14 protein-coding genes and 1 pseudogene are annotated in these 16,638 nt (G+C 70.1%); 9 read left to right on the forward strand and 6 right to left on the reverse strand.

From position 1 onward, the window contains the following. Positions 1–201 precede the first annotated feature (201 nt). The 3 genes and pseudogenes from NMN56_RS38545 to glgX all read right to left on the reverse strand — a co-directional run. Positions 202–896: pseudogene (locus NMN56_RS38545) on the reverse strand (FAD-dependent oxidoreductase); the annotation flags it as partial. Positions 897–899: 3 nt separating this feature from the next. Further along, complete coding sequence (gene treY, locus NMN56_RS38550) at positions 900–3,470, reverse strand: malto-oligosyltrehalose synthase (RefSeq protein ID WP_274045418.1); 2,571 nt, start codon at positions 3,468–3,470, stop codon at positions 900–902. A gap of 233 nt (positions 3,471–3,703) precedes the next feature. Next, positions 3,704–5,914 carry a glycogen debranching protein GlgX gene (glgX, locus tag NMN56_RS38555; protein WP_274045419.1) on the reverse strand — a complete coding sequence of 737 codons (2,211 nt, stop codon included), beginning with the start codon at positions 5,912–5,914 and terminating at the stop codon, positions 3,704–3,706. Positions 5,915–6,179: 265 nt separating this feature from the next. Here glgX and NMN56_RS38560 point away from each other — a divergent pair, with 265 nt between their 5' ends. The 3 genes from NMN56_RS38560 (at position 6,180) to NMN56_RS38570 (ending at position 9,591) form a co-directional block, all read left to right on the forward strand. Further along, on the forward strand, positions 6,180–7,397 hold the full coding sequence (locus NMN56_RS38560; RefSeq protein ID WP_430542823.1) for a DUF5919 domain-containing protein: 1,218 nt from the start codon (positions 6,180–6,182) through the stop codon (positions 7,395–7,397). A 321-nt stretch (positions 7,398–7,718) separates the two neighbouring features. Then, positions 7,719–8,933: a macrolide family glycosyltransferase gene (locus tag NMN56_RS38565; RefSeq protein WP_274045420.1), complete on the forward strand. Its 1,215-nt coding sequence runs from the start codon at positions 7,719–7,721 to the stop codon at positions 8,931–8,933. Positions 8,934–9,063: 130 nt separating this feature from the next. Next, entirely contained in the window at positions 9,064–9,591 is a 528-nt protein-coding gene (locus tag NMN56_RS38570; RefSeq protein ID WP_274045422.1) for a DUF1697 domain-containing protein, read from the forward strand. A gap of 53 nt (positions 9,592–9,644) precedes the next feature. Here NMN56_RS38570 and NMN56_RS38575 read toward each other — a convergent pair whose 3' ends face one another. Beyond that, the gene (locus tag NMN56_RS38575) at positions 9,645–10,382 is read right to left on the reverse strand and encodes a Clp protease N-terminal domain-containing protein (protein ID WP_274045472.1); all 738 of its coding nucleotides are present in this window, start codon (positions 10,380–10,382) and stop codon (positions 9,645–9,647) included. A gap of 150 nt (positions 10,383–10,532) precedes the next feature. Further along, entirely contained in the window at positions 10,533–11,114 is a 582-nt protein-coding gene (locus NMN56_RS38580; RefSeq protein WP_274045423.1) for a GNAT family N-acetyltransferase, read from the reverse strand. Positions 11,115–11,570: 456 nt separating this feature from the next. Between NMN56_RS38580 and NMN56_RS38585 the strand changes: the two genes are divergently transcribed. Next, a complete protein-coding gene (locus tag NMN56_RS38585) occupies positions 11,571–12,791 on the forward strand; it encodes a S8 family peptidase (protein WP_274045424.1) in 1,221 nt (406 codons plus the stop codon). 382 nt (positions 12,792–13,173) lie between these two features. On the opposite strand, the gene NMN56_RS38590 is transcribed toward NMN56_RS38585, so the two are convergent. Next, positions 13,174–13,377 (reverse strand): hypothetical protein, encoded by a 204-nt coding sequence (locus NMN56_RS38590; protein ID WP_280842856.1) that lies wholly within the window; start codon positions 13,375–13,377, stop codon positions 13,174–13,176. Between the two features lie 191 nt (positions 13,378–13,568). Between NMN56_RS38590 and NMN56_RS38595 the strand changes: the two genes are divergently transcribed. The 5 genes from NMN56_RS38595 to NMN56_RS38610 all read left to right on the forward strand — a co-directional run bounded on the left by NMN56_RS38595 (position 13,569) and on the right by NMN56_RS38610 (position 16,636). After that, positions 13,569–14,408: a helix-turn-helix domain-containing protein gene (locus tag NMN56_RS38595; protein ID WP_274045426.1), complete on the forward strand. Its 840-nt coding sequence runs from the start codon at positions 13,569–13,571 to the stop codon at positions 14,406–14,408. Further along, positions 14,408–14,605 (forward strand): DUF397 domain-containing protein, encoded by a 198-nt coding sequence (locus tag NMN56_RS38600; protein ID WP_430542824.1) that lies wholly within the window; start codon positions 14,408–14,410, stop codon positions 14,603–14,605. The genes NMN56_RS38595 and NMN56_RS38600 overlap by 1 nt, the downstream gene beginning before the upstream one ends. Positions 14,606–14,647: 42 nt before the next feature. Then, positions 14,648–14,848, forward strand: coding sequence for a DUF397 domain-containing protein (locus tag NMN56_RS38605; protein ID WP_274045428.1), 201 nt, complete (start codon positions 14,648–14,650; stop codon positions 14,846–14,848). 358 nt (positions 14,849–15,206) lie between these two features. After that, positions 15,207–15,293: a putative leader peptide gene (locus NMN56_RS43480; RefSeq protein WP_430542826.1), complete on the forward strand. Its 87-nt coding sequence runs from the start codon at positions 15,207–15,209 to the stop codon at positions 15,291–15,293. Positions 15,294–15,547: 254 nt separating this feature from the next. Further along, positions 15,548–16,636: an ABC transporter substrate-binding protein gene (locus NMN56_RS38610; protein WP_274045429.1), complete on the forward strand. Its 1,089-nt coding sequence runs from the start codon at positions 15,548–15,550 to the stop codon at positions 16,634–16,636. Positions 16,637–16,638: the final 2 nt, after the last annotated feature.

The raw sequence follows: 16,638 nt of genomic DNA on the forward strand, positions 1-16,638 counted from the left end.
CCGGACGGAGTCTGGGGGAGGAGCCCCCCGACGCCCGGCCGGCGAGGCCAACGGGGAAAGGGGCGAAGCCCCATATAAAAAAACAGAAACCTGGGGTGAAACCACAGGAACCACAACGGGGTACGGGGGCGAAGCCCCCCATCAGAAACAGGGACTGGGGTAAAACCACAGGAACCACAACGGGGTATGGGGGATGCCCCCTCACGCATGCTGATGAAGCCCCCTCCCCGCAAGACGGAGAAACGCCTCCCCCACAGCCTCACTAAGCGTCGGACGCGCATGCGCACATGCTGCGCGACATCCGCAGGCGACGCATCCCAGGCGACAGCCAACTGAGACTCAGCGATCATCTCCGACACATGCGGCCCCACGAGATGAACGCCCAGCACACGCCCATCAGGCGTCGGCTCGGCGACAACCTTCACCATGCCGCCCCGCCCATGCACCATCCCCTTCGCCGTTGCGGTCAACGGCATGGTGTTCACGGCGACTTCACCAGCGGAGGCCCTCGCCTCGGCCTCACTGAGGCCGACGGAGGCGGTCTGCGGACTGGAGTACGTCACACGCGGCACGGCCGCGTAGTCGACGCGCCGCGGCGCAAGACCCGCGAGGGTCTCCGCGACAACGAGCCCCTCGGCGAAGGACGCGTGGGCCAGCCCGAGCGAGGGCGGAGGCAACAGATCGCCGACGACATGCACACCAGGTACCGAGGTCTCCAGCGTGCCCCAGTCGGCAGGCGGCACGTAACCACGCCCATCGGCCACGACACCCGCCGCACCCAGACCGAGCCCCTCGGTCACCGGCACACGCCCGACGGCCACAAGAAGCCGCTCGGCGCCGACAACGGTCTCACCACGCGAGGTGAGCACCGTCGCACGCACCCCGTCACCCACGAGCCCTCACGTCAGGTCACCCCGTACCAGCAGCGCCACGGGCGAGGTACCGAGGAGCCGGGCCAGGGGCACGCGGCCGGACAGCACGCGGGGGATGGCCGCGTCCGGGGGCAGCGCCTCATGCCAGTCGCCCTCGGGCAGGGGCAGTTCGGTACGTGCCCAGCCGCCGCGTTCGGCCAGCCGCAGGGAGAGGCGGGTGACGACGGTGAGGACCGTGCCGGAGCGGACGAACGCGACACAGTGGTCGGCCGCCTCGCCCTCGGCGCCCAGCGGCTCGTACCACGCGGCGTCGAGGAACAGCCCAGGATTGCGCGCGCGCAGGCGCAGCACCGTAGCGGTCAGCCGGACCTTCTCGGCATCCAGCGCGCTCCCGAGACGCGAGGACGCACCACCGGCGCCACGCCCCACGACGGAACCGTCGTCGCGCCCCGCGACGGAACCGTCGCCCCGCCCCGCGAAGGGACCCGCATCGCGCCCCGCGACGGAACCGTCGCCCCGCCCCGCGAAGGGACCCGCGAGCCCCCCGAGATCGAGCGGCGCCCTGTTGTCGGGGTCGACCAGCGCGCGGTAGGTACGCTCCGTGCCCTGGTACAGGTCGGGCACGCCCGGCATGGTCAGGTGCAGCAGCGCCGCACCGAGCACGTTGGCGCGCACGTGCGGTTCCAGGGAAGCGGCCAGCGCGGCCAGAGCGCGCGCGCCGGGGCCCGAGGCCGACTCGTTGACGAACCGTTCGACGGCCGTCTCATAGGCGAGGTCGCGCTCGGTCCAGGTGGTCCGCAGCCCGGCCTCCCGTACGGCCTTCAGCAGCGCGGGCAGCAGCCGTTCGGGCGGCGGAGGGTAGGTGCCGAGGGCGAGGGCCGTCTGCCAGTGGACCCAGGCCGTGTGCGCGTCGGGCGCCGCCGCTTCGCCGGAACCGGTCTCGCGCAGCAGCGCCTCCCACCGCCCGGGGCACTCGCTCAGTACGGCCAGTGCGGCGCGCGCGTCGCCGCTGCGCTTGGTGTCGTGGGTGGAGAGCGCTGTGGACGTGGTCGGCCAGTCGCGCTGCACGCGGGCGCAGTACGCGTGGAAGTCCCCCGGCGCCAGCGCGGGGCTGCCGGGTTCGCCGCCGACCTCGCAGGCCGACAGGAGCGGTACGTAGCGGTAGAACGCCGCGTCCTCCACCGACTTGGCCCGCAACGCCGACGCGAGCTGTGCGAAGCGCGCGGGGAACCCGGCGGCTGCGGGCCCGCCGTCGGGGACCGCACCGAGCGCCAGATCGCGCACCGCGTCCACGGCCGCGGCCTCCTCCGGCACGCGGAAGGCCGTACGCGCCCCCTCGGCAGCGTGCTCCAGCAGCGCCGCGTCGTGCTCCAGCAGCGCGGCGTCACTCTCACCGGGAGGGGCGCCGCAGGAGGTGTACGGGCGGTAGACGGGCAGGCGTACGAGCATCTCGCGCAGTGCCGCACGCAGCGCCCAGGGCGCGTGGTCGCGCAGGCGCGGGTCGGGCGCCGCGGCGCAGGCGCGTACGGCGGTGCGGGTGAGGCGTTCGGCCTCGGCTGCCAGCTCGTGCACCACCACGCGGTAGGCGGCACGCCGCCGTGTCGCCGTCCACGCGCCGCCCTGGTCGGCACGTACGCGCGTGAACTCCCGGTAGGCGGAGGCCAGTTCGGCGGCGCCCTCCGGATCGGTGAGGACGCCGTCGATGTGGCGCAGCGCGTCGTAACCTGTGGTGCCGGCGACCGGCCAGGAGGCGGGCAGCGCCTCGCCGTCCGCGAGGATCTTCTCCACGACGGTCCAGCGGCCCCGCGTCGCCTCGTGCAGCCGCAGCAGATAGCCACCGGGGTCGGCCAGCCCGTCGGGGTGGTCGACCCGCAGCCCGTCGGCGACGCCTTCGCGCAGCAGCCGCAGCACGGTGTGGTGGGTCGCCGCGAACACCCCGGGGTCCTCGACGCGTACCGCGATCAGGTCCGAAATGGTGAAGAAGCGCCGGTAGTTCAGCTCCGTCCTGCCCAGCCGCCACCAGCACAGGCGGTAATGCTGTGCCTCGCACAGCAGGGGCAGCGGCAGGTGTGCCGTGCCCGCGCGCAGGGGCAGCACGCGCTGCCCGTAGCGCAGGGCCCCGTCCTGGACGCGCATGCGCGGCAGCGCCTCGTGCAGCCGCTCGCCCAGGAACGGCAGCAGCACCCGGCCGCCCCCCGCCTCCCAGTCGATGTCGAACCAGTGTGCCCATGGCGACCCCGGCCCCTCGCGCAGCGTCTCCCACAGCGGCCCGTTCAGCCGCAGATCGGCGGGTACGGCCATGTGGTTCGGCACGATGTCCAGCACCAGGCCCAGCCCGTGCGCGCGGGCCGTGGCCGACAGGGCGCGCAGTCCCCGTTCGCCGCCCAGCTCTTCGCGCACGGTGCGGTGATCGGTGACGTCGTAGCCGTGCCGCGAGCCGGGCACGGCGGTCAGCACGGGGGAGAGGTGCAGATGTGAGACGCCGAGCCGGGCCAGATACGGCACGGCGCGCTCGGCGGCGGCGAACGGGAAGTCCGGCTGGAGCTGGAGGCGGTACGTGCTGGTCGGCGTTGCGGGAGGAGCGCCCTCACGTGTCATGCGAACGTACGTACCCTGGCGCTGGCTTTTCGTGCGCCCTGCCCGTGCCGGTCCATGACCCGAACGAGCTAACTTCGCGCGACGACCGGCGCACGACCTGCCCACAGGGCCTGTCCGCAGGCCCTGGACCCGCCGGCTGCGCGGCGGCCACACGTACTGCGCGACGGCCACACGTACTGCGCGGCGGTCACACGGCGTAGGCCGAGGTGGTCACACGGCGTACTGTGCGGCGGTCACACGGGACGCTGGAGGACGACCATGCTCCGGTCCGTGAGGGCCACCCGGTCTCCCGCGCTCACCTTGCGGCCCGTTCCGGCGGCGTACGGGTCCTCGCAGGCCGTGTCGACGATCAGCTCCCACTCGCGGCCGTGGTTGACCGGGATGACGAAGTCGCGGGGCCTGTCGTGCGCGTTGAACAGGAGGAGGAAGGAGTCGTCGGTGATGCGCTCGCCGCGCTCGCCCGGCTCGGAGATCGCGTTGCCGTTGAGGAAGACGGCGAGCGAACGGGCCTGTGACGCCTGCCAGTCGCGCTGCGTCATCTCCTCGCCCTCCGGTGTGAACCATGCGATGTCCGACAGTTCGTCGTGCGCGCCCTCCGGCGGCTCGCCGTGGAAGAAGCGGCGCCGCCGGAAGACGGGGTGGTCGCGGCGCAGCCACACCATCGAGCGTACGAACTCGCACAGCCGGCGCGCGAAAGCGTCCCCGTCAGCCCCTTCGCTCCCTTCACCCCTTTCGCCCCGTCCGCTCCCTTCCGGCCCCTCGCCTCTGCCGCCCCCGCCGCCTTCGGCGCTCCCGGAGCCGGGCCAGCGCACCCACGACAGTTCGCTGTCCTGGCAGTAGGCGTTGTTGTTGCCCTGCTGCGTACGTCCGAACTCGTCGCCGTGGCTGATCATCGGCACGCCCTGGGAGAGCATCAGCGTGGCGGCGAAGTTGCGCATCTGGCGGCGGCGCAGGCGCAGCACGTCCTCGTCGTCCGTCGGTCCCTCGACGCCGCAGTTCCAGGAGCGGTTGTGGCTCTCGCCGTCCCTGTTGCCCTCTCCGTTGGCCTCGTTGTGCTTCTCGTCGTACGACACGAGATCGTGCAGCGTGAAGCCGTCGTGGCAGGTGACGAAGTTGATGGAGGCCAGGGGGCGCCGTCCGTCGTCCTGGTAGAGGTCGGAGGAGCCGGTCAGCCGGGAGCCGAACTCCGCGAGGGTGCGCGGCTCGCCGCGCCACAGGTCGCGCACCGTGTCGCGGTAGCGGCCGTTCCACTCGGTCCACAGCGGGGGGAAGTTGCCGACCTGGTAGCCGCCCTCGCCCACGTCCCAGGGCTCCGCGATCAGCTTCACCTGGCTGACGACGGGGTCCTGCTGAACGAGGTCGAAGAACGAGGAGAGCCGGTCCACCTCGTGGAACTGCCGGGCCAGCGTGGCCGCCAGATCGAAGCGGAAGCCGTCCACCCGCATCTCTGTCACCCAGTAACGCAATGAGTCCATGATGAGCTGAAGGACGTGGGGACTGCGCATGAGCAGTGAATTCCCGGTGCCCGTCGTGTCCGTGTAGTAGCGCGGGTCGTCCGAAAGGCGGTAGTACGAGGCGTTGTCGAGCCCCCGGAAGGAGAGCGTGGGACCGAGGTGGTTGCCTTCCGCCGTGTGGTTGTAGACGACGTCGAGGATGACCTCGATCCCCGCCTGGTGCAGCGCGCGCACCGCGTGCTTGAACTCCAGCACCTGCTGCCCCCGCTCTCCCCAGGAGGCGTACGCGTTGTGCGGTGCGAAGAACCCGATCGTGTTGTAGCCCCAGTAGTTCACCAGCCCTGCGTCGGCGAGCCTGTGGTCGGTGACGAACTGGTGCACAGGCATCAGCTCCAGCGCCGTCACGCCCAGCTCGGCCAGGTGCGCGATCACGGCGGGGTGCGCGAGCGCCGCGTACGTGCCGCGCAGTTCGTCCGGCAGCTCGGGGTGGCGCATGGTGAGGCCCTTCACATGGGCCTCGTAGAGCACGGTGCGGTGGTAGTCGGTACGCGGCGGGCGGTCGTCGCCCCAGTCGAAGTACGGGTTGATCACCACCGAGGCCATGGTGTGCGGGGCCGAGTCGAGGTCGTTGCGCAGCTCGGGGGAGCCGAAGCGGTAGCCGTAGACGGCCTCGTTCCAGTCGACGCTGCCGCTGACGGCCTTGGCGTACGGATCGAGCAGCAGCTTGGCGCTGTTGCAGCGCTGCCCGCTCTCCGGCGTGTACGGGCCGTGCGCGCGGTAGCCGTAGCGCTGTCCCGGCAGTACGCCTGGGACATACGCGTGCCGTACGAACCCGTCGGACTCCCGCAGGTCGACGGCCGTCTCCGAGCCGTCCTCGTGCAGCAGACACAGCTCGACGCGGTCGGCGGCCTCGGAGAAGACGGCGAAGTTCGTCCCCGCTCCGTCGTAGTTGGCACCCAGCGGGTACGCCTGTCCCGGCCAGACCTGCATACAAAAGTCTCTTCCCGCTCGTCGATTCGGTGCGGTGCCGCTGCGCGTGCGGCGGACCCAGTCGTCATCTTCCCCCGCGCTGACGTACGGGCAAGCGAAGTTGACAGGGGTTCCGGGTGCACCGCCCGTATGGCCGCAGTAGTCTTCCTTGATCGAACAACGGGGCGTGGAAGGCGGTGCGCAGTTGGGCTCGGGAGGGCTTGAACTCCCCCCAGGTGACGGCGGTGAAGGGCCGGACGGGAGCGGCGGGGCAGGGGATCCTGACATGGCGAGCGGCCTGTCCGACGGTTCCGGCGACCTCGCGGATCTGCGGCCCGGGGCTGTTCCGCTGGCGCGTCCCATGGAGATCGGTGCCGACCTGGGCTGGGGCGACAACGCCTGGGCCGAGGTGCGCACCCGGGCGCAGCGCGCGGGGCGTGCCTATGTCTGGCTGAACCTCGTCGAGCAGCGGCTGCGCGCCGTCGTCGCCGCCGTGCTGCGGCCCATCTACGAACCCGTGCACGGCGAGGAGTGGGTCATCGCGGCGGCAGGTCCCGCCGGCCAGGAGTGGGTCCAGCGCGCCGTGGCCGTACGGGAGGTCAGTCGCCGCAAGGGGTATCTGCTCGACCCCGCCGACGACAACATCATCTCCTTTCTGACCCTGCCGCAGCTGCGCGAGCTGATGGTGCAGCACTGGCCGTGCTTCGAGCCGTACTTCGAGGACCGGCGGGACGTCGAACTCGCCCTGGACGAGCTGGAGGTGGCGCGCAGCGCCGTGGCGCGCAACCGCGCCCTGTCCGAGACGGTCCTCGCGCAGGCGGAACGCATGTGCGCGCGGCTCCTGGAGCTGCTGGGTGCCGCCGGCGAGTCCGCGCCCTCGGGCCACAGGCTGCCGGTGGACGCGGTCGAGGAGCTGGTGGGTGACAGGTTCGCCGACGTGGTCGGAGTGCACGCCGACAGGGTGCGGCTCCAGCGCAGGCTGCCCGCCGAGGAACTGTTCGGCGGGGCACGGCGGCTGGACGCCATCGGGATCGGCCTCAACCTGCTGGTGCAGAACTACAGCGGCAGACGGCTGATGCGGCTGGCCGAGGCCGGCTGCAGGGTGCGGCTGCTCTTCCTCAACCCCGCCAGCAGCGCGCTACGCCGACGCGAGCGCGAACTCGGCCTGAAAAAGGGGGAGTTGGCGCGTTCCGTGGAGATGAACATCCTCCATATGCGCCGCGTGCGCTCGCGGCTGCGGGACACCGGGGCCTTCGAGATCCACGTCTTCGACGAGACCCCCCGCTTCACCGCGTACATGGTCGACGGGGACGGCGCCGACGGTCTCGCCGTCGTCCAGTCCTATCTGCGGCGCACCCGGGGGATGGAGGCGCCCGTCTTCGTCCTGCGCGGCGGGGGCCGCGACCTGGTGCACAAGCCGCAGGAGGACACCGAGAGCGGTCTCTTTCCCGTCTACCGCGAGGAGTTCGAGTCCTTCTGGACCGATTCGCGGCCGGTGTCCTGAAGGGGCCGACACCCTGAAGGGGCCGACACCCTGGATGGGCCGGTGACCTGAACGGGCCGGTGTCCCGGATGGGCCGGTGTGCTGAACGGGTCGTGACCTGAACGGGCCGCGTCCTGAACGGCCCCGGGGCTCATGACTGCCCGGCCGGGGCCGCGCCTGTGAGTGCCTGGACGGGCCGGTGTGCTGCGCCCGCTGGGTGCTGCGCCCAGTGGGCACTCGGCCCGGTGGGCGCCCCGCCCCGCGACGTGTACTGCCACCTTGAGGGGCGGGCCTCGCTCTTTCGATTGTGCGAGACGATGCGTATCGTCTACTCTCACATGCATGCCTCCCCGCCATGAATCCGCTCATATCGCCATGTTCAGCATCGCCGCGCACGGGCATGTCAGGCCCAGCCTTGAGGTCATCCGTGAGCTGGTCGCCCGTGGCCACCGCGTCACGTACGCGATTCCGCCGAGCTTCGCCGACCTGGTCGCGGAGACCGGTGCAGAGCCCCGGCTCTTCGACTCGATCCTCTCCTCGGACGACGACCCCGAGGTGTGGGGCACCGAACTCGTCGACAACATGGAGCCGTTCCTGACCGACGCCGTCCAAGCGCTGCCGCAACTCGCGAAGGCGTACGAGGGCGATGTGCCCGACCTCGTCCTCGCCGACATCACCTCCTATCCCTCGCGCGTACTCGCGCACCGCTGGGGTGTCCCGCACGTCCAGCTCTCGCCGAACCTCGTCGCCTGGGAGGGGTACGAGGCGGACGTGGGTGACGCGACCTTCGCCGCACTGCGCTCCACCGAGCGCGGCGCCTCTTTTCTCGACCGCTTCGCCGACTGGATCGCCGCACAGGGCATGGAGATGGGCGTACGCGACTTCATGGGCCACCCCGACCGGTGCGTCGTGCTGATGACCAAGGCGCTCCAGCCGCACGCCGACCGTGTGAACGAGGATGTGTACACTTTCGTCGGCTCGTGCAAGCCCGGTGAGTCGGGCGAGCCGGCGGCGCCGGAGTGGCGGCGTCCCGGGGGTGACGCACGGGTGCTGCTCGTCTCGCTCGGTTCGGCCTTCACCAAGGAGCCCGCCTTCTACCGCGCGTGCCTGGCCGCCTTCGGCGGCCTCGACGGCTGGCACCTGGTGCTCCAGATCGGCAAGCATGTGGACCCGGCAGAGCTGGGGCCCCTGCCCGCGAACGCCGAAGTGCACGACTGGGTACCGCAGTTGGAGATTCTGCGGCAGGCGGACGCGTTCGTCACACACGCGGGCGCCGGCAGCAGCCAGGAGGGGCTCGCCACCGCGACGCCCATGATCGCGGTCCCGCAGGCGGCCGACCAGTTCATGAACGCGCAGGCACTCGCCGACCTGGGCGTCGCCCGCGTCGTCCCGCGCGAGGAGGCGACCCCGGAGGCCCTGCGCGAGGCCCTCGAAGCCCTGACGGGCGACCCCGGCGTCGCAGCCAAGGCCGAGGGGATCCGCGGCAGGATGGCGGCCGAGGGCGGTACGCGCCGTGCGGCCGACCTCATCGAGGCGGAGCTTCCCCGGCGCGCCTGAGGGGCCGCCCGTGCGGCACGCGCCCGTCCGGACGTCCTCGCCGTCCGGACGTCCTCGCCGTGCGGGCGTCCTCGCCGTGCGGGCGGCCTCCCGTAGTCGGTGTCGGAGCGACGACGTACGGTTACCCCTCATGAGGAGTTACGCGGCGCTGTTGCGCGGGATCAACGTGGGGGGCCACAAGAAGGTCCCGATGGCCGAGCTGCGGACGTTGCTGTCCGGACTCGGCTGGAGCGACGTGCGGACGTATCTCCAGAGCGGGAACGCGGTCTTCCGTACGGAGGACCCGGATCCGAGACCCACGCTGGAGCGCGCCATAGCTGAGCGCTTCGGCTTCGAGGTGCCCTGTCTCGTCCGCACCTCGGACGAACTGCGCGCCGTCGCCGCCGCATGCCCCCTGCTAGCGGCCGAACTGGACCCGGCCAAGCTGCTCGTCCTCTTCCTGGACGGTGCCCCGGCGCCCGACCACTTCGCGGGGCTGGACGCCGAGACGTACGCGCCCGACGAGTTCCACCACATCGGTCCGGCCGTCTACTGCTACTTCCCGCACGGCATGGGCCGCACCAAACTCACGGGCGCGCTCGCCGCCGTGCGCCCCGCGGTGACGATGACGGGGCGCAACTGGCGCACCGTCCAACGCCTGATCGAGCTGACCGGATAGTCGCAGGCCCGGAGTCGGCGCATGCATGCGTACGCAGATGCGCTCAGGCCCGTTCAGGCGTTCCCGGCCCCTTCCCCGGCTGTGGGGGCCGCGGCGGCGGCGAGGTCTTTGGCGATGTGGGCCTCGATGGTCGCTTTGTCGACTCCGAGCCCTCCGAGTACGCCCTTGCCGTCCTCGAACTCCAGCAGCGCCAGCAGGATGTGCTCGGTGCCGATGTAGTTGTGGCCCAGGCGCAGGGCCTGCCGGAAGGTGAGTTCGAGGGCCTTGCGTGCCCCGGCGTCGTAGGGAACGAGGTCCGGCACCTGTTCGGCTGCCGGAGGCAGCGTGGCGGTGGCGGCCTGGCGTACGGCGTCCGGTGTCACCTTCTGTGCGGTGAGCGCCCGCGCGCCGAGCGCTTGCGGTTCGGCCAGCAGCCCCAACGTCAGGTGTGCGGGGCCGATCTCGTCGTTGCCCGCCGCCTTGGCCTCGTTCTGCGCCGCCATGACGACGTTCTTCGCCCGTGGCGTGAACCGGCTGAACCCCTGGCTCGGGTCCAGATCAGCCGGTTCACCGGATGCCTTGGTCACGAACCGCTTTTGCGCCGCCTGCCGTGTGACCCCCATGCTCTTGCCGATGTCCGTCCAGGAGGCGCCCGAACGCCGCGCCTGATCCACGAAGTGACCGATCAGATGGTCGGCGACGTCGCCGAGATGGTCCCCGGCGATGACGGCGTCGGTGAGCTGTTCCAGGGTGTCGGAGTGTGTCTTCTTGATGGCGTCGATCAGGTCGTCGAGCCGGACCGTGCCGGCCATGCTGACCGGAGCGCTGGTCGGACCGCTGGTCGGACCGCTGGTCGGAGCGCCGGTCGGAGCGCCGGTCGGAGCGCCGGCTGCTGGATTGCTGAGAGGTTCTTCCATCTGCCAACCGTAGGTTGACACTCCTCAACTGTCAACCTGCTGTTGTCAGTTGAGGATGCGGGCGTGGACATGCATGTCGTGCCAGCCGTCCGCGTGCAGGTGTGCGTCGCGCCGCGTTCCCTCCAGCGCGAACCCGGACTTCACTGCCACCCGGCACGAGGGTGAGTTGTCGGTGGAGTGGGCGAGTTCGAGCCGGTGGAAGCCGGCCGTGCCGCCCGCCCAGTCGGCCACCGTCGCCAGCGCACGCGGGGCGACGGCCTTGCCTCGTGCGTGCGGCAGTACCCAGTAGGCGCACTCGGCGACTCCGTGCAGCAGATCCATCCACCGCAGGGCCGTACGACCCACGGCCTCGCCGCTGTCGGCGCGCGTGACGACCCACTGGGCGGCGCGCTCCTGCCGCCAGGACAGTTCGTGCTTCGCGATCCACGCGCGGGCCTCCTCGGCCGAGTCGACGTGGTGCAGGTGCCAGCGCCGGATGTCCGGATCGCGGTAGGCGCTCTGTACGACGGGGGCATCGCCCAACTGCCAGGGCCGCAGGAGTAGTTCGCCGTCGGGGGAGGTGAGTGAGGGCTGCGCGGAAGCGGCCAGGCTCCCTGCCGGGACCGCGGGCGGGATCGCGAAAGTCATGCCGCCCATCATGCGGATACGGCTTTCGCCGGGCCCTCGGTGGGGGTACGCCATGCAGTCACATTTCTGCTTGTGTCAGGTCGCCCAGGTCGCCCAGGTCGCCCAGGTCGCCCAGGTCGCCCAGGTCGCCACGATTGCGCGGTTTCGCGAGGGCCCAGGTCGGTCGGAGGTGGCCCGCGGTGATCCGGCGTGGCGCACTGCCCTGCGCGGCCGTCCGGTCAAGCGCACTTCAGGTCGTCGCGCGCTCAACTACCCGGAAAGTCAAGGGGAGGTGGAGGACGCCGGGGCGGATTCGGTCTGGTTCGCGGGCGTTTGCAGTCCCTGGCCGGGCGTTGCGTACATCACAGACGTCCCCAGAACTTGAGCTGTGCGTGCCAATCCGACAGGGTTTCGAACCAGTCCTTGAACGGATCTTCGTATCCCCCCACAACTTCTTCACTAGGAGGCTCCCTCCGCATGGCGAACCACGTGTCCCGCAACAAGAAGCGCCGGATATCCCTGGCCGTCGGCGCTGCCGTCGCCGTCGCTGGTGGCGCGACCCTGCTCACGCTCCCCGCGGGCGCCGCTCCGGCCGAGGGCACGGTCTACGGGACCGACGCCAAGGACCCGGTCAAGGGCAGCTACATCGTGATGCTCAAGGACGGCGAGAGCGCCGGCGTGCGGGCAGCGGGTGCCGGCAAGGAACTGGCCAAGGAGTACGGCGGCAAGGCCAAGCGCACCTACACCTCCGCCGTCCACGGCTTCTCCGCCTCCGGCCTCTCCGCCGAGGAGGCACGCCGTCTCGCCGCGGACGACAAGGTCGCCAAGGTCTACCAGAACCAGCGCTTCACGACCACGGGCACCCAGAAGAACCCGCCGTGGGGCCTGGACCGCATCGATCAGGCCAAGACCAAGGGCGACAAGAAGTACACATACCCGGCCACGGCGGGCAAGGGTGTGACCGCCTATGTCATCGACACCGGGGTCCGTATCAGCCACAAGGACTTCGGCGGCCGTGCCTCCTACGGCTTCGACGCCATCGACAACGACAAGACGGCGCAGGACGGCAACGGCCACGGCACCCATGTCGCGGGCACGATCGCGGGCACCAAGTACGGGGTCGCCAAGAAGGCGAAGGTCGTCGGGGTGCGCGTGCTCGACAACGAGGGTTCCGGTACGACCGAGCAGGTCGTCGCGGGCATCGACTGGGTCACCAAGAACCACAAGGGCCCCTCGGTCGCCAACATGAGCCTCGGCGGCGGCAAGGACGCGGCGCTCGACGCCGCCGTCAAGAAGTCCATCGCCTCCGGTGTCACCTACGCCGTCTCCGCAGGTAACGAGAGCGCCGACGCGACCACCGCTTCCCCGGCGCGCGTCCCCGAGGCGATCACCGTCGCGGCCAGCGACAAGAACGACAAGCAGGCCACGTTCTCCAACTACGGCAAGCGCGTCGACCTGTACGCGCCCGGCGTCGACATCGTCTCCGCCAGCAACAAGAACAACACCGGCACCGCCACGATGTCCGGCACCTCCATGTCCTCGCCGCACGTCGCGGGCGCAGCCGCCGTGTACCTGAGCGGGCACAAGACGGCCACGCCGAAGCAGGTCTCGGCCGCGCTGGTGAAGGGCGCCACCTCGGGCACCATCAGCAACCCGAGCGCGGGCACCCCGAACAAATTGCTGCGCGTCGTGAAGTAGTCCGTGTCGGTGCCCCCTGTTTGCGGGTAAGCGCACCAACGGGCCCGCCGCGCCCTCCCCCCACGGGGCGTGGCGGGCCCCTTCGCGTTCCTGGTCCCTGTTCCCCTGGTCCCTGCTGGCCCCTGTTGCTCACAGCCGCCACAGGGCCCACAGCCCAGCCGCCCCTGGCCCCACGGGCGCGCACCCGCGCAGAGTCCCCAACTCCCTTGCGGCGCCAGCGTGTTGGTACAACTCCGTACGACAGCGCGCGCACTCGCACGGCGGTAGCGCACCCGTCACCTCGTTCATGCGCGTCGGGTCAGGTACGACCACGATCGTGCGCTGAGCCCCGAACACCGCCACACCGTCCGGGCCGACCCGGCCCACGCGCAGCGTCATACGGCTAGCCATTGCTCCGCCCCGTCCGCGCGGGCGCCGACTCGTTGAGGACCAGCGCCAGCACGGCGGCGTCACCGAGTGAGAGGCCGATCACGTCGACGCCGGGTGACTCTCTATGTGCTCGCCCGGTCACACCACGGGCGCGGATGTCATGCGCCCGCAGCCCCTTGTGAAGCTCCGCCACCACGGCGGAGATCGTCATCCCCATGCCGTCGTTCTGTATGCCCAACGAACTGGCGTCTGTATGAGGGGCGTTGAGGATGTGATCCGTGGGACACATGTGCTTCCAGGACAAGGCCCGCTCCTCTCTGTAGCGATACCGCTACCAGGAGCGTTCAGCGTGGCTTAGAGTCGAGAACCCTTCAAGTAATCCCTGCAGAAGGAAGGGTTAGTGGCCGCATGGTCAATCGCAAGGAGTTGAACCCCGAGAGCAGTCCGCAAGCGGCCTACGGGGCTCGGGTGCGCAGATTTCGGGAACGTCGTGGTTGGAACCAGGAAGACCTGGCCGCTCGTCTGGGCTGCTCCAGCCAGCACATTTCGGCCGTGGAAACTGCCCGGAAACCGCCAACCTTGCCGTTCTCGCGTAAGGCCGATGTCGCCTTTGGGGCCGCCGGTTCCGTTGATTCGTTCGAGCGCGAGTGGCGCGACTTCCGGCATGGCTCGCTGTTGGAGGGATTTCCGGAGTACTTGGGGTACGAGGGGCGCGCGGCAGAGGTCCGGCTGTACGAGGTGGGAGTCGTTCCCGGTCTCCTCCAAACGCCCGAGTACGCGGAGGTGCTCGCCGCGAGCGCGGTCAAGCGTGGAGCGATCACGATGGACCAGGCGGACGAGCGGGTGAAGCTGGTCGCGGACAGGCAGGCGGCACTCGTGCGAACACCTCCGCCGATGGTCTTCGTCGTGCTGGACGAAAGCTGTATCCGTCGGCCGATCGGCGGACCCGCCGCCATGGACGCGCAGTTGGCGCACCTCGTCGAGTTCGCCGAGCAGCCGAACACCGTGCTTCAGCTTGCCCCGTTCGCCATGGGCGACCGTCGCCCGTTCAATCTGCCGCTTTACATCCTGACGATGCCGGATCGTTCGCTGATGTCGTACGCCGAGTCCGCGCAGCGGGGACATCTGGAGCGGGACAACGCATGTGTGCTCCCCATACTGACGGCCTACCATCAGCTTCAGGCCGAGGCGCTCTCCCAGGCGGCAACTGTGGCCATGATCAGCCAGGAACGAAAGGGCACACCGTGATGAGCGAATCTCCCCGTTGGTTCAAGTCCTCCTACAGTGACAACGGCGGCGCCTGCGTGGAGGTCGCCGTGAACCTCGTTGCCTCGCGTGGCGTGGTTCCTGTCCGTGACTCGAAGGACCCGAGTGGCCCGGTTCTGGGTTTTCCCGCTGCGTCGTTTGCCGCGTTTGTGGGCGGTGTGCGTCGCGGCTCGGTCTGACCTGGGGCGGGGGTCGACTCCAGCACAACGAAAGGGCACACCGTGACGACTGAATCCCCTCGCTGGTTCAAGTCCTCGTACAGCTCGAACGGCGGTGACTGCGTGGAGGTTGCCGCGAACCTCGTCGTTACGGACGGCGTGGTTCCTGTCCGTGATTCCAAGGCCCCGGACGGCCCCGTGGTGGCGTGTGGTGCGGATGCGTTCGCCGTGTTCGTCGGCGCTGTCCGCGACGGGGCCGTTTGATCTCTCACGTGGATGCCGTCCCCGGCGGCCCGTACGTGGGGAGAGGGCCCCAGTGCATCGTCATCAGCGGTCCGACAAGGTCGGCTTCGGTGTGTGCCTGTGTGCCCCTGCGGCGCGATCGCCGGCGGTGACAGGGGCCCGGCGGGCCGTCGGGCCGTTCGCTGCTGTTGGTGCGTCGGGCTGAGCGGGGTGGCTTCCTGTGTTGCCGGTTCACGGGCGGCCAGGGGAGATGCCTGGTTCCCGAAACATGGGAACGCGGTAATGGGCTCCAAGGCCGGACTTCAAAAGCCCTCGCCTGTCCATTATTTGGGCAGGCGACATTGACGCCTACGCGCGATTTCTGGCATGCTCATCGACTGTGAGCCAGTACCGGAATCTCGTAGCGCGCCTGCACGTCGATCTGCGACGTCACGCCAGCGCACTCTGTGCCTCTTCCTGCGCCTGAAACCGCGCCTCCGCTCTCACTTCTTCGCTGCTCAGGGCCCTCTTGGCCCCGGCCGACCCATGGGCCGTAGAGCGAGCGTCATTCACACGGAAAATGCCGTGCATTCACGTGAACGCCGTTCCCTGATTTCGGCTGCCTGAATTCACGCGCGTTTCCCCACGCTACGGAAGGCACCCGTGCGTCCACGTATTCATAGACGGAAATTCCTCACGCTCGCAGGAGCCGGACTCGCAGGAGCCGGAACGGCCGTAACGGTGGCAGGTTGTGGAACGGCGTCCGGTAGAGGGGGAGTTCCGGCCACAACCCTTCGTTACCAGGGCTGGGCCGGGACCGTCACCCCGGCCGAGCTGGCCGACGACCTTGGGTATCTGGACGGCCTCACCCTCCGGTGGGTCGGCAATACCACCAGCGGTCCGCAGGACATCCAGTCGGCCGCTGCGGGCGACACCGACTTCGGCGGCGCCTTCAACGGCGCTGTCGTCAAGATGGCCGCGGCCAAGGCGCCCGTGACGGCCGTCATCAGCTACTACGGCGTCGACGCCAAGCGCTACAGCGGCTTCTACGTGCGCGAGGACAGCCCTCTGCGTACGGCGCGCGACCTCATCGGCAAGAAGGTCGCGATGAACACGCTTGGCGCGCACTCCGAGGCCATGCTCGACACCTATCTCGCCCGTCAGGGCCTCGACCCCGGTGAGGCGGCACAGGTCGAACGCGTCGCTCTGCCGCCCGTCAACACCGAACAGGCCCTGCGGCAGGGACAGATCGAGGTCGCCGTACTCGGCGACATCCTCCGCGACAAGGCGCTCGAACACGGTGGGGTCCGCGCTCTGTTCGACGACCACAAGCTGCTCGGCACCTTCAGCGCCGGTACGTACGTCATGGCTGACCGCTACCTGGAACGCCACCCGAAGGCCGCCGCCGCTTTCGTCACCGGTGTCGGCCGCGCCCTCGACTGGTCGCGGCGTACCCCGCGTGAGGAGGTCGTCGAGCGCATGGTGCGTATCGTGCGCCGCCGCGACCGCAGCGAGGACACCGAGCCGCTGCGCTACTGGCGCTCGTACGGCGTCGCACACGGCGCCGGGCGGATCGCGGCGCCCGAACTGGCCATGTGGGCACGGTGGTTGGAGCGGCGGGGCGACATCAAGACCGGCCGGGTGGATGTCGCCGGTACCTATACCAACGACTTCAACCGGGGCCGGCCACGTCGACCGGACCGCCGTCACCAGGCCCCCGTGCCCTCCCGCACCCCCGTGCCCTCCCGCACCCCTGTGTCCTCCCGCCCTCCCGTGCCATCCCGCACCTCCGTCCCCTCCCATCCCCGCCCCCACAGCTCCGGGAGCTGAGC

This window comes from Streptomyces iconiensis (assembly GCF_028657195.3).
Classification (GTDB): Bacteria; Actinomycetota; Actinomycetes; order Streptomycetales; family Streptomycetaceae; genus Streptomyces; species Streptomyces iconiensis.